The organism is Micromonospora sp. NPDC023888 (genome assembly GCF_040639415.1).
GTDB lineage: Bacteria > Actinomycetota > Actinomycetes > Mycobacteriales > Micromonosporaceae > Micromonospora.
The window spans coordinates 23,785-37,101 of record NZ_JBEZZW010000026.1 but is presented as its reverse complement, the minus strand read 5'-3'; the positions used below and the strand labels follow the sequence as shown (position 1 = coordinate 37,101).

General features: G+C 70.4%; 12 protein-coding genes. 11 read left to right on the top strand and 1 reads right to left on the bottom strand.

Annotated features, from left to right (window positions below):
- The first annotated feature begins 24 nt into the window (after positions 1 to 24).
- The 8 genes from hisG to pheT all read left to right on the top strand — a co-directional run bounded on the left by hisG (position 25) and on the right by pheT (position 8,241).
- On the top strand, positions 25 to 870 hold the full coding sequence (gene hisG / locus AB0F61_RS22330) for an ATP phosphoribosyltransferase (protein ID WP_357812617.1): 846 nt from the start codon (positions 25 to 27) through the stop codon (positions 868 to 870).
- Positions 871 to 1,145: 275 nt separating this feature from the next.
- Positions 1,146 to 1,619, top strand: coding sequence for a PH domain-containing protein (locus tag AB0F61_RS22325; RefSeq protein WP_357812615.1), 474 nt, complete (start codon positions 1,146 to 1,148; stop codon positions 1,617 to 1,619).
- Between the two features lie 579 nt (positions 1,620 to 2,198).
- Positions 2,199 to 2,849: a translation initiation factor IF-3 gene (infC, locus tag AB0F61_RS22320; protein WP_357254880.1), complete on the top strand. Its 651-nt coding sequence runs from the start codon at positions 2,199 to 2,201 to the stop codon at positions 2,847 to 2,849.
- A 20-nt stretch (positions 2,850 to 2,869) separates the two neighbouring features.
- Positions 2,870 to 3,064, top strand: a complete 195-nt coding sequence (gene rpmI / locus AB0F61_RS22315) for a 50S ribosomal protein L35 (protein WP_110566082.1) — start codon at positions 2,870 to 2,872, stop codon at positions 3,062 to 3,064.
- 32 nt (positions 3,065 to 3,096) lie between these two features.
- On the top strand, positions 3,097 to 3,489 hold the full coding sequence (rplT, locus tag AB0F61_RS22310) for a 50S ribosomal protein L20 (RefSeq protein ID WP_007458417.1): 393 nt from the start codon (positions 3,097 to 3,099) through the stop codon (positions 3,487 to 3,489).
- A gap of 83 nt (positions 3,490 to 3,572) precedes the next feature.
- A complete protein-coding gene (locus tag AB0F61_RS22305; protein WP_357812612.1) occupies positions 3,573 to 4,370 on the top strand; it encodes an RNA methyltransferase in 798 nt (265 codons plus the stop codon).
- 216 nt (positions 4,371 to 4,586) lie between these two features.
- Positions 4,587 to 5,654: a phenylalanine--tRNA ligase subunit alpha gene (pheS, locus tag AB0F61_RS22300; RefSeq protein ID WP_357812610.1), complete on the top strand. Its 1,068-nt coding sequence runs from the start codon at positions 4,587 to 4,589 to the stop codon at positions 5,652 to 5,654.
- A gap of 40 nt (positions 5,655 to 5,694) precedes the next feature.
- Positions 5,695 to 8,241: a phenylalanine--tRNA ligase subunit beta gene (gene pheT, locus AB0F61_RS22295; RefSeq protein ID WP_357812608.1), complete on the top strand. Its 2,547-nt coding sequence runs from the start codon at positions 5,695 to 5,697 to the stop codon at positions 8,239 to 8,241.
- Between the two features lie 45 nt (positions 8,242 to 8,286).
- Here pheT and AB0F61_RS22290 read toward each other — a convergent pair whose 3' ends face one another.
- Positions 8,287 to 9,174, bottom strand: a complete 888-nt coding sequence (locus AB0F61_RS22290; protein WP_357812606.1) for a Crp/Fnr family transcriptional regulator — start codon at positions 9,172 to 9,174, stop codon at positions 8,287 to 8,289.
- A gap of 176 nt (positions 9,175 to 9,350) precedes the next feature.
- On the opposite strand from AB0F61_RS22290, the gene AB0F61_RS22285 reads away from it, so the two are divergent.
- The 3 genes from AB0F61_RS22285 (at position 9,351) to AB0F61_RS22275 (ending at position 13,308) form a co-directional block, all read left to right on the top strand.
- Positions 9,351 to 10,172, top strand: a complete 822-nt coding sequence (locus AB0F61_RS22285) for a hypothetical protein (protein WP_357812604.1) — start codon at positions 9,351 to 9,353, stop codon at positions 10,170 to 10,172.
- Positions 10,169 to 12,481, top strand: coding sequence for a hypothetical protein (locus AB0F61_RS22280; RefSeq protein WP_357812602.1), 2,313 nt, complete (start codon positions 10,169 to 10,171; stop codon positions 12,479 to 12,481). Before AB0F61_RS22285 ends, AB0F61_RS22280 begins: the two co-directional genes overlap by 4 nt.
- Before the next feature lie 164 nt (positions 12,482 to 12,645).
- Complete coding sequence (locus AB0F61_RS22275) at positions 12,646 to 13,308, top strand: hypothetical protein (RefSeq protein ID WP_357812600.1); 663 nt, start codon at positions 12,646 to 12,648, stop codon at positions 13,306 to 13,308.
- The last annotated feature ends 9 nt before the right edge of the window (positions 13,309 to 13,317 follow it).

Sequence of the window (13,317 nt, the reverse complement as noted above, 5' to 3'; positions counted from 1 at the left end):
CCGGATCGAAGGAGCACTCCCGTCATGCTGCGTGTCGCCATTCCCAACAAGGGCACCCTGGCCGAGCCGGCCGCCCAGATGCTGCGCGAGGCGGGCTACCGCCAGCGCACCGACCCCAAGGACCTCGTCTGCCGCGACGAGGCCAACGACGTCGAATTCTTCTACCTGCGCCCCAAGGACATCGCCACCTACGTCGGGTCCGGTGACCTCGACCTCGGGATCACCGGCCGGGACCTGCTGATCGACTCGGCCGCGCCGGCGGAGGAGGTCGTCGACCTCGCCTTCGGTCAGGCCACCTTCCGCTTCGCCGCCCGCCCCGACGACATCGCCTCCGTGCGGGACCTGGGCGGGCACCGGATCGCCACCGCGTACCCCGGGCTGGTCGAGCGGCACCTCGGCGAGGTGGGCGTCAAGGCCGACGTGATCCGCCTCGACGGCGCGGTGGAGAACGCCGTACGCCTCGGCGTCGCCGACGTGATCGCGGACGTCGTGGAGACCGGCGCCACCCTGCGTCAGGCGGGCCTCGTGGTGTTCGGCGAGCCGCTGCTGCGCTCGTCGGCGGTGCTGGTCCGCCGGGCCGCCGCGCCGGCCCACCCGCAAGCCGCGCAGTTGCTGCGCCGCCTGCACGGTGTGCTGGTCGCCCGCCGCTACGTGATGCTCGCCTACGACGTGCCGGCCGGTCTGCTGGAACGGGCCAGCGGGCTCACCCCCGGCATCGAGTCACCCACGGTGTCGCCGCTGCACCGCGAGGGGTGGGTGGCGGTGCAGGCGATGGTGCTCCGTGACGACGTCCACCGCATCATGGACGAGCTGTACGAGCTGGGCGCCCGCGCCATCCTCGTCACCAACATCCACGCCTGCCGGCTCTGATCGCGCCGGTCCGCGAAGCACCCCGGCGGTTGATCCACTCGGGTTCGCTGAAACGGGGGTGTCCGCACGCCAGGGACACCCCCGTTTCGCTGATGTCGAGTGGATCTGTCGCGTCGGCGCGGGGTGGCGCGAGGCGTCCGACGGCCGCGCCCGGAGACCGCGGCCAGAGCCTGGGCCGGGACCTGGGCCGGACCGGGGGTTCGGGGGGCGGGCTCGGGGTGGTGGCTCGGCGGGTGGTGCGTCTGATGGACGAGCGCGGGTGGCAGACTGGTGGGGTGAGTGAAACCGAGCTGGTCAGACTGAAGCCCCGCCGCATCCGCGTGGTCTGCTGGTCGGCGGCGGTTGCCCTGGTAGTGGTGTTCGGCCTTGTCGCCACGTCGCTGAGTGGGCCGACCGGCGACGGCTACGGCAGCTTCCAGCGCGGCGACCAGATCGCCATGATCGGCCTGGGCATCTTCGGGGCGCTGGGCTTCCTGTTGTTCACCCGACCCCGGGTGGAGGCGGACGCTCGTGGCATTCGGGTCCGCAACGTCATCAGCTCCTACGAGCTGCCCTGGGAGGTTGTCCGGGGAGTCCGTTTCGACAGGGGCGCGCCGTGGGCCAGCCTGGAGCTGCATGACGATGATCTCCTGCCGCTGGTCGCGCTGCAGGCCGCCGACAAGGAGCTTGCCGTCGACGGGGTCCGCGCGCTGCGGCGACTGCACGAGGCGCACCAGGCCCGTCTCGCCGAGCGCGCCAGCGGTCGCTGACCGCTTACCCGACGACCCAGCGGTCCAAGATCCGAGCAACATCACCGAAACTGCTGCTTCACGCCCGTCGGAGGCAGCACTATCGGTGAAGCTGCTCGGATCTTGATCAACCAAGGCGCGGGCGGCGGCGCGGGGCGCGGTCGAGCGCCGGCGGCGCGGTGGCGGTGGCGGCTCGGTGGTGGCGCGCGGTCGGCGCGGCGGCGGCGGGCAGCGCCGTTCGGGTGGCGGTTGGCGGGTGAGTAGGCCCAGCGTGGCTCGGGTGTGCCCGGTTTGGGGGCGGCCGGGGCGCGGGTGTAGTGTTATCGAGTCGACCGGGCTGTCTCCGCATGCGAGCAGGCAGCCTTGAAAGCGGAGCGCCTGCTCCCACCCGAGTCGCCGCTACGGTGGCCGGGTCCGGTCACCGGTTCCGGGCACGTCCCGGCACCGGACGTGTGATCCTGTGATCACGCCGACCGGTCGAGCGGGCCCTGGCATGCGCCGGGGCCTTCTGCTTTCCAGGTCGGTTCCCACCTGGGAGCCGCCGGGGTCGGTACCTGAGCAGAAACGACTCGAGGAGGCCCCATCAGCGTCGAACCACGCGTGAACGAGCAGATCCGGGCACGTGAGGTCCGACTGGTCGGCCCCGAGGGTGAGCAGGTGGGCATCGTCCCGCTGGAGCGCGCCCTTCAGCTGGCCGCGGACGTCGATCTGGACCTGGTCGAGGTTGCGCCGATGGCGCGCCCGCCGGTGTGCAAGCTCATGGACTTCGGCAAGTTCAAGTATGAGAGCGCACTGAAGGCGCGCGAAGCGCGGCGTAACCAGCAGCAGACCGTCATCAAGGAAATGAAGCTTCGGCCGAAGATCGACCCGCACGACTACGAGACCAAGAAGGGTCACGTGGTGCGGTTCCTCAAGGCGGGCGACAAGGTCAAGGTGACGATCATGTTCCGCGGTCGCGAGCAGAGCCGCCCGGAGCTGGGCTACCGGCTCCTGCGTCGGCTCGAATCCGAGATCACGGACCTGGGATACGTCGAGGCCGCTCCCAAGCAGGACGGCCGAAACATGATCATGGTTCTCGCTCCGCACCGGGCCGTCAAGGCCTCCGCGGTGGCCGCCACGGCGTCCCGCGGTGCACCTCGGGACCGGGCAGCGGACGAGTCCGCCGCTCCGGAAGCCGATGAGACCGCAGCGGTCGGCGAGACCGCAGCAGCCGGTAACACCGGCCTCGCCGCCGACACCAGCGGCGAGTAACAGGGGAGAAGACGTTCCACATGCCGAAGATGAAGAGCCACACGGGTATGGGCAAGCGGGTCAAGGTGACCGGCCGTGGCAAGATCGTGGCCGAGCAGGCCGGCAAGCGCCACCTGTTGGAGGGCAAGTCTTCCACCCGTACCCGCCGGTTGACCGGCACGGTCGAGGTGGCCAAGGCCGACGTCAAGCGCATCAAGAAGCTGCTCGGCCGCTGACGCGCGCCACCTTTACGTTTTAAGGAGTTGAGATGGCACGCGTCAAGCGGGCTGTGAACGCCCAGAAGAAGCGTCGTACCCTGCTGGAGACCGCGAGCGGTTACCGCGGTCAGCGCTCCCGGCTGTACCGCAAGGCCAAGGAGCAGGTGCTGCACTCGATGCAGTACGCCTACCGGGACCGTCGCGACCGCAAGGGCGACTTCCGGCAGCTGTGGATCCAGCGGATCAACGCGGGCGCCCGGGCGAACGGGATGACCTACAACCGCCTGATCCAGGGCCTGCGTCTGGCTGGCATCGAGGTCGACCGCAAGATCCTGGCCGACATGGCTGTCAACGACGCCGCTTCCTTCGCGGCGATCGTCGAGCTGGCCCGGGCCGCGGTCACGGCCGAGGGCACCGGCGGCGCGGCGGCTCAGGCCGCCTGATCCCCACGCACCAGAGCGAGGCGTCTCCCGCGTCGGCACCGCCGTCCGGGAGGCGCCTCGATCGTGTCGGAGGAACAAACACCATGGCCTTCACCCCGCGTACCCCCAGGGTTGTCGCCGCCCGGCGGTTGCAGCGCCGGCGCGACCGCGACGCCGCCGGCCGGTTCCTGGCCGAGGGACCGCAGGCGGTCCGCGAGGCCCTGGCGCGGCCGGGGGTGGTCACCGAGTTGTTCGGTACGCCCGCCGCGCTCGACCGGCACCCGGAGTTGGCCGCCACGGCGGCCCGCGCCGACGTGCCGGTCTCCGAGGTGACCGACGACGCCCTCGCCGCGCTCACCGAGACCGTCGCCCCGCAGGGGCTGGTCGCCGTCTGCCGGCACCTGGACGTGTCGCTGGAGCAGGCCCTCGCGAAGGCCCCCCGGTTGGTGGCGGTGCTCGCCGAGATCCGTGATCCGGGCAACGCCGGCACGGTGCTGCGCACCGCCGACGCGGCCGGTGCGGGCGCTGTGGTCTTCGCCGGCGACGCCGTCGACCCCTACAACGGCAAGTGTGTGCGGGCGTCCGCCGGCAGCCTCTTCCACCTGGACGTGGTGCGCGCCGCCGACCCGGCCGCAGTGGTCGACGCGCTGCGCGCCGCCGGGCTGTCGATCTTCGCCACCACGGGGTACGGCGACAGCGACCTGGACGACCTGACCGACTACGGCCGGCTCGTCGGGCCCACCGCATGGCTGTTCGGCTCGGAGGCGCACGGCCTGCCCGAGGAGTTGACAGCCGCCGCCGACGCCCGGGTGCGGGTGCCGTTGTACGGGCGCGCGGAGAGCCTCAACCTGGCTGCCGCAGCGGCGGTATGCCTGTACGCTTCAGCGAGAGCACAGCGCTGAGGGTGATCACGCCCGGCGCACTGACAGCAGGGGAGCGTCCGTCCATGAACGCGCCACGGCGTTCGTTTAGCCAGCCCGCCGGTGTCGGCGGGCGGCGGGCCTGACCTGCTTCCTGCACAACTCCTACCGGCGGGCTGCGGCACAGCCGCGCGTCCGTAGACTCGCCTAGCCGCCCCGCTGAGGGCTGGCGCCGCCGTGAGGGAGTGCCCGTACGCCATGAGCTACCGCAACGATCCGTACGACCCGAAGCAGGTCGCCCTGCTCGACCCCGCCGCCCTGGACGAGGCTGTCGCGGACGCCACGAAGGCGTTCACGGCCGCCGCCGACCCGGACGCGTTGACCGCGCTGCGCTCGGTGCACCTCGGTGACCGGTCACCGGTCTCCCTCGCGCGCCGGGAGATCGGCGCGCTGCCGCCGGCCGCGAAGTCCGACGCCGGCAAGCGGGTCAACGAGGCCCGCCGGGCGATCGAGACCGCGTACACCGACCGCGCCGAGGTGCTGGAGCGTGAGCAGGCCCAGCGGGTGCTGGTCGAGGAGCGGGTGGACGTCACCCTGCCCTTCGACAGGCGTCCCCGGGGCGCCCGACACCCGCTGAGCACCCTGATGGAGTCGATCAGCGACCTGTTCGTCGGGATGGGCTACGAGGTGGCCGAGGGGCCCGAGGTCGACCTGGAGTGGGTCAACTTCGACGCGTTGAACATCCCCGCCGACCACCCGGCGCGCGGGTTGATGGACACGTTCCACATCGCACCGGAGGGCTCCGGCCTGGTGCTGCGGACGCACACCTCCACGGTGCAGACCCGCACGATGCTCAGTCGGAAGCCGCCGATCTACGTGATCGTGCCCGGTCGCGTCTACCGCACCGACGAGATCGACGCCACGCACAGCCCGGTGTTCCACCAGGCCGAGGGCCTGGTGGTCGACAAGGGCATCACGATGGCGCACCTGCGGGGCACGCTCGACCACTTCGCCCGGGCGATGTTCGGCCCGGAGGCGAAGACCCGGTGGCGGCCGCACTACTTCCCGTTCACCGAGCCGTCGGCGGAGTTCGACGTGTGGTTCCCGGAGCACCGCGACGGCCCGCAGTGGGTCGAGTGGGGTGGCTGCGGCATGGTCAACCCGCGGGTGCTGCGCGCCTGCGGCGTCGACCCGGAGGTCTACTCCGGCTTCGCGTTCGGGATGGGCATCGACCGGACCCTGATGGTCCGGCACGGGGTCAGCGACATCCGCCATCTCTTCGAGGGCGACGTGCGGTTCAGCCGCGCGCTCGGGACCGAGGCGTAGGCGATGCGGGTACGAGACATGGGAACGGTGGTCTGACGTCATGCGAGTTTCAGTCAGTTGGCTTCGGGAGTACGTCGACCTCCCCGCCGACCTGCCCACCGGTGACCTGGAGCAGGCCCTGGTCGACCTCGGCATCGAGGTCGAGTCCGCAGTGGACCTGGCCGAGACCGTCACCGGTCAGCTCGTCGTCGGTGAGGTGCGCGAGATCGAGGAGCTCACCGGCTTCAAGAAGCCGATCCGGTTCTGCCGGGTCGACGTGGGTGCCGCCAACGGCACCGGCGAGCCGCAGGAGATCGTCTGCGGGGCGCGCAACTTCGCCGTCGGTGACCGGGTGGTGGTGATCCTGCCCGGCGGTGTGCTGCCCGGCGGCTTCGCCATCGGCGCCCGCAAGACGTACGGGCACAACTCGGCGGGCATGATCTGCTCGGCGAAGGAGCTAGGCCTGGGCGACGACCACTCCGGCATCATCGTGCTGCCGCCGGACGTGACGGCAAAGCCCGGCGACGACGCGCGCCCGGTGGTCGGCCTCGACGACGTCGTGCTCGACCTGGAGATCACCCCCGACCGGGGGTACGCGCTGAGCCTGCGCGGTCTGGCCCGGGAGCTGTCGCACGCGTTCGACGTGCCGCTGCGCGACCCGGCCCTGATGCCCGCGCCGACCGGCACCGAGGCGCCGGCGTACCCGGTGGAGGTCCGCGACACCGTCGGCTGCGACAGGTTCTCCGCCCGGCTGGTCCGGGGCGTCGACCCGAGCGCGCCCACCCCGTCGTGGATGCGGCAGCGACTGGTCACCGCCGGCATCCGCAGCATCTCGCTGCCGGTGGACATCACCAACTACGTGATGCTGGAACTGGGTCAGCCGATGCACGCCTTCGACGCCGACCGGATCGTCGGGCCGCTCGTGGTCCGCCGCGCCGAGGCGGGGGAAAAGCTGACCACCCTCGACGGCGTCAACCGGGTGCTCACCGCCGACGACATGGTGATCTGCGACGACACTGGTCCGATCTCGCTCGCGGCGGTGATGGGCGGCGAGACCAGCGAGGTCGTCGCCGACACCACGAACGTGCTCTTCGAGGCGGCGCACTGGGACGCCGCGATGGTCGGGCGTACGGCCCGCCGGCACAAGTTGTTCAGCGAGGCCGCGAAGCGCTGGGAGCGGGGCGTCGACCCGGCCGTGGCGCTTGTCGCGCTGGAGCATGCCGTGCGGCTGCTCACCGAGCACGGCGGCGGCACCCCCGGCGCTGAGGTCCTGGACATCGACCACGTCCGGCCGCGTACCCCGATCACCCTGCCGGCGGACCTGCCGACCCGGCGGGTCGGCGTCGAGTACCCGCCGGCGCGGGTGGTCGCCCTGCTGGAGCGGGTCGGCTGCACCGTCGCGCAGGGCGCGGACCGGTTGTCCGAGGACCCGGGCGCGGTCGGCGTGGCCGGCGGCGCCGGGACGGTGCTGAGCGTCACCCCGCCGACCTGGCGGCCCGACCTGACCGACCCGGCCGACCTGGTCGAGGAGGTGGTCCGCCTCGACGGGTACGACCGGGTGCCGTCGGTGCTGCCGACCGCGCCTCCCGGCCGCGGCCTGACCCCGCGCCAGCGTCGCCGCCGGGCGGTCGCCGGGTCGCTTGCCGAGCGGGGGTACGTGGAGGTGCTCGCGCACCCGTTCGTGTCGCCGGAGCTGGCCGACCAGCTCGGCCTGGCGGCCGACGACCCGCGTCGGCCCGCGGTGCGGCTGGCCAACCCGTTGTCCGAGGAGGAGCCGCTGCTGCGCACCACGCTGCTCGGCCCGCTGCTCGGCATCCTCAAGCGCAACCTCGGTCGGGGTCACCGCGACCTCGCCCTCTACGAGATCGGCGCGGTCTTCCACCCGCGCGTCGGCGCCGGCAGCCCGCCGGCGATGGGCGTCGACCGGCGTCCCACCGACGCGGAGTTCGCGGCCGCCGACGCGGTGGTGCCGGCGCAGCCCGTGCACGTCGCGGTGGTGCTCGCCGGCGACCTCGACCCGGCCGGCTGGTGGGGTCCGGGTCGACCGGCCGGCTGGGCGGACGCGATCGAGGCGGCCCGTGACGTGCTCGACGCCGCTGGGATCCCCGACGAGCGGGTCGAGGTGCGGGCGGCCGAGTACGCGCCGTGGCACCCGGGCCGCTGCGCCGAGCTGCGGGTCGACGGCGCGGTCGTCGGGCACGCCGGTGAGCTGCACCCGGTGGTGGTCGCGGCGCTGGAGCTGCCCCGGCGCACCTGCGCGATGGAGCTGGACCTCGACGTGCTGCCGCCGACCCCGGTGACGCCCGCGCCGACGGTGTCCGGCTTCCCGCCGGCGCTCATCGACGTGGCCCTGGTGGTGGACGACTCGGTGCCGGCCGAGCAGGTGCGCCGTGCGCTGGAGGCGGGCGCTGGTGAGCTGCTGGAGGACGTACGGCTGTTCGACGTGTACTCCGGCGCGCAGCTCGGCGACGGTCGCCGGTCGTTGGCGTACAAGCTGACCTTCCGGGCACCGGACCGGACGCTGACCGTGGAGGAGGCGGTCGCGGCACGGGACGCGGCGGTCGCCGTCGCGGCGGAACGCCTCGGCGCGACTCTGCGCGGCGCCTGACGGAGTCGACGGGCCTCCTCCTGCGGACGGGCAGGAGGAGGCCCGTCAGTCTTCGCTGGATTCCAGGTTGCCGAGCTTTCGCAGACCTGCCAGATCGCGGACAGTGATCCGGCGGTAATCGGTGTCGACAAGTCCGTCGGTCCGTAGCTCCCGCAGAGCCTTCTGGATGGAGGTCTCGGAGGCGCCGCAGATGGTGGCCAGGTCGGGCTGCGTGAGTCGGACGTCGATGATGACCCCGTCAGGCCCTTGTCGACCGTGGGTCCGGCACAGTTCCGCGACCACTCGTGCGACACGCAGTTTCACCGGGTACGAGGTGAAGTCGATCCGCCGTCGATTGGACCAGCGCAGCCGGTCGGACACCATCGCGGCGAGTTCGAGGGCTGCGTCCGGATGTTCCTTCAGGAACCGCTTGAACCGGTCCGGCTGGATCACGCTGTACCTTGCGGGCCCGCAGGTTGTGACGGTCGCGGAGCGGGGTGCGTTGTTCAGCGCGGACATCTCGCCCACGAGATCACCACCGACCCGGAGCGACAGCAGAGCGGACCGACCGTCCGGTAGAGACGCCGTCACCTTTGTCAGGCCCTCTTCGAGGAGCACCAGATGGGACTCCCGCGTGCCCTCATGGATCACAATTTGCCCGGCGGGAACCTGACGACGAACGCCGAGCGCCAGGAGCGTCATGCGAACTGACGGCGCGAGCCGTTGCAGGAACGTGCCGTAGGGCCACTCGCCGCCAGACAGCTCGCGTGATTGTCGCATCTGCGGCCTCAGCCTCCTCCACTGGCAGCCGCCGAAGCGTAGCCGTTCCTGTGCGCAGCGCGATGCCCCTGTGACGGCGACAATTTCGACCAACAGGCGGACGGCCATCAACACCAGCACAGCCATCGGTGACCATTCGAGGGCCAGCAGCAGCTCAAACAGATTCGTCCTCATGCGACAAGGACATCGTCCGGGCGCGTAGCTGACTCCCGAACAGAACGGGATGACCGTTTCTCGACAGCCCGAGTGGATGCCGTACTTCTACGGGATCCCGAACAGTCCCCGGCTGTTCGATGGCTCCTGCGGTGCTCGCTCGTTGGGCGAGCCGGGTGACGAAGGGCGGGAGCTTGATGCAACATCCCGAGCGGCGACTGTTGATCTCTGTGGATATGGAACGGTACAGCCGACGCAGCAACCTGCAGCAGTATGAGGCGCAACGGCATTTCCGAGAGCTGCTGCACGAGGCCGCTGGCGCTGTCGGCCTGGACCGCGTGGCCTGGACTACTCAGCAGGCGGGCGACGGCGAGCTGGCAATCGTGCCCCGCGAGGTGTCCGAGGCCCGTGTCATCGGTAAGTTCGTGCCAGAGCTGAACCGGCGGCTGCGCAGCCACAACAGCAGCCGCCTCCCCGTTGCCCGGATCCGACTCCGGGTGGCCGTGCACCAGGGTTTGGTGCACCTGGACGGTGCGAACGGCTTCCCCGGCAACGCCGTCGTTTTCGTCTGTCGCCTGTGCGAGGCCGATCCGGTCAAGAAGGCCTTGGCCGCCTTTCCCGAGGCCGGGGTGGCGCTCGTCGTCTCGACCGAGATCTTCCGGGACGTGGTCAGCGAGTATCCGGAAGAGATGCGGCCCGAGCGTTTCGTGCGGATCGAGGTGGCCCATCCGGACAAGGAATTCCGCGAGTACGCCTGGCTCTGTGTGGTGGACGAGGATCTCAGCGGCACCCCGATCCCGGGCGTCGTGCCGACCGTTGGGGAGGGCCCTGCCCAGGCTGTCGAGAAGCCGACGGACAACGCGGAGGTTAAGCCAGCCAACAGCGGAACCGATCACGGTGGGATTCGTACCGGCGACATCCGCGTCAAGGGGCAGAACGCGATCGGCCAGGGTGCGACGGCGATCGGCTCGGTCGGTCGCGACGCGAACGTCGGCACGAGGCGAGGCAATCCCCAATGATCGATCAGCGCCTCCCTGCCTCCGCTGGCACTGAGCGGAAGCTGGAGAACCTTCTGCACGACGTGTCGGATGAGCGCTCTGTCGATGGCCCGCTCGGCGACGCCAGCGATGGTGTGCTCGGCGGATCGCGGGACGGATCGACAGTCACGGGTTCCGTCGATGGCGAGGGTGAGCCGGGCTCGGCGGAGGAGCCGCCCGATGAGCCACTGGAGGAGGAGGCGGATGAACCCGAAGACCTTCTCGACCCTGCGGACGTGCTGCGTCGGCTGGCTGGCCTGCTGGGTGGCTCGGGCGGCATCGATGTCGGCGATGTTCAGGTTCAGGGGCAAAACGCTACCGGTCATGGCGCCGTTGCGATCGGGACGGTCAACCTCACCACTGCGCGATCCGACGGCGCAGGGCGCGTATGGTTCGAAACACTTGTCGAGGCCAGCGTGCGCGAGATTGCCAGCGGATACGCGTACACGCCCAGTGACCAGCGCCTCGACCATCATCTCCAGCATCACCATCTGGTCTGCCTCTCCGGTTCGGTCGGGAGTGGACGGTTTACTTCGGCCACCCTGGCGGTCGCCCGCAGACACGGATTCGACCGGGTCTGTGTGCTCGGCGGCGTCGATCAGTTGTCCGATCTGCTCGGCGCGGGGGCGTCGTTGCCCGCAGGGCACGGCTACGTGGTCCGACTGAGCGAGGTGCTTCTCCGCGCGGTCGACGGATTCACACTGGTGGCGCTGGCCGCCAGGGCCGCGACCTCGGGCACGACGGTGGTCCTGGTCGGTGACTTCTCCCAGCGGAAGCACGACTTCGTCGGCCACGTCGTGGATCATCGCCCGGCCCCGGCAGCCGAGGTGTTCCGGACGCAACTTCGCCATCAGCTCAGAGGGCAGTGTGTCGGCTGGTGCACGGACACCTGCGACGGACGCTGCCTGGAGCGGTATGTGGATCTGGACTGCGTCGGACACCCACTGTTGTCGGCCTACCTGGCCGGAGAGCCTCGACCCAGCGAGGTCCTGAAGGTCGTTGCGACGATCGCTCCCACCGTTCCCAAGGCTGGTGCCCTGGCCGAGCGGCTGGAGCAGTTTCTGCCGCTTCAACTTCGGGAGCGGGCCGTCGAGATCCTCGACATGCGACGCGGCGGCGAGGAGATCGACGGGTTCACCAACGAGGAGGCGCGAGCGTTCCGACTCTCCTGCGCCGTGCTTGCCGGACAACCCGTTGCCGAGATACACGAGGCAGCTCAACGTCTGGCCCGACGGGACTTCCACGAGGTGGCGCCGACAGGTGCACCCCTCCGCGGGTCGGTGATCGACGCGCTGTTGGGGCCGACGCTGAGCCAAGCCGTCGCACGGGTGCCCGACGCGCGTGTGCCGGGCGGGTGCCGGATCGACTTCCCGGCGGGTACCGAGTCAATCCGGTCGGCACTGCTGGAAGTCGCGTGGACTGAGTGGTGGTCGCCCGGACAGCTCCTCGACTGGCTCGCAGACCTGATCCGAGGGGGCCTTCCGCCGGTCCGGCAGGCCGCCGCCGGGGGCATCGGATGGTCGGCGACGCGCGATGTGCAGGCGGCCCTCGACACGGTGGGGGAACTGGCCCGGGAACGGCGGGCTGGGGTCCGACAAGCGGCAGCGATCGTGCTGGTCGCCATGGCCATGCAGCCGATGTTGCGTCATCGGGTTCGCGCCGAGCTCGATCAGTGGGCCGCCGGGCCGGCAGCGCATCTACAGGACACCGTGGCGCGCGCGTACAGCCTCGGGTTGGCCCGGCTCTGGCCGGACGCGGCGTTGGCGCAGTTGCGCCAGGTGGCGCAGGCCCGAATGCAGCGACGGAACAACTCCGTCGTCCGAGGGCTGGTCGAGGTATATCAAAACGGTCATGCTGCGAGCGTCGTGCCGGCTCTGGTGGACTGGACGGCGTCCGTCGACCCCGAGGTGCAACTCCACGCCGCGCGGACCCTGCGGGTGCTCGCTGACCGCTGGGCGGAGCCGCCCAGAGAGCACTGGCCGGAACTGCTGCACCTGGTCGATCACGGAACGATTCGTCTGGTCGACCTGGCCGTGCTCTGGGCGACCGCCCTCAGCCTGCCGTGGACGGCGTACCGCTCGTGGCGGACCCTCGGATTCTGGCTGGACCGGGCGGATCGGCAGCCAGCCGTCGCCGGCCACTGCCTGGAGCTCGTGCGTCACGTGATCGCTGGACAGCCTGCACTGCGTCATCGCCTGGACCATCAGCTCCACCACGTATGGCGTCCCGTGATGCCCCACAACTACCTGCTCGACGACGTACAACGCCTGATCGATGAGGAGACGCGATGACCATGGGTCCCGCCGGTGGCCCCGGCGCGAAACCATTCGTACCCACGCAGATGGAACGCCGTCGTTGGTGGCATGCACTCTTTCCGCCGGCTGAGCTCCCCCTCCCTCCCGCCCCGCCACCGCCGATCGTCCCCGCCACGGTGACGTTCCGTCAGGATGCCCCGGTGCCGATTCTGGTGCCGGCGAAGGGAGACGCGTTCGACTTCCGCCTGCACGCCGTTTTCAACTGGACCGCGCAGAACATGACCTACGAGGAGCTTCGGCTCCGCGCCGAGCGCTACCTGGGCTGGGCCGCCGGGATTGTCCGGGAACGGGCAGTTGACTTGGCACGCGAACACGAACCTCACCGCTCGCATGATCTTGAGCGCGCGCTGAACGGCCGTCTCGGTGGTCAGCGCTGGCCACGCGAGGGAACGCTGCCGTACTTCAGTGTGCTCATTCGCGTCAGCCCGGACGAGCGGGTACGGGAACGCCTCCGACCGTACTGGGAGGATCGGATCAGACTTGAGTGCGAGCACGAGTTGCAGAAGATCAGGGCGACCCAGGCAGACGAGCTGACTCGTCGCTGGTGTGCGGTGCTGCAGGGGCTTGAGGACGATCCGGTGACCTCGCATGCGGCGCGGTTGACTGGTGAGCAGTTCGCCGAGGTGTTCCGCCGCTACGTGGAGGAACGTCGAGAAAGCGTTCCCGACCTCGTCAAACTGCTCCGTGAAGCGGTGCGTGGACATGGCGATCTCGGTATGGGGCCGAGTGAATACACGGAAGCATGGGATGCCGCCCTGAGGACGTATGAGCGTCAGTACGGGTTGTCCGAGCGGGTGAACTGACACGGGTGT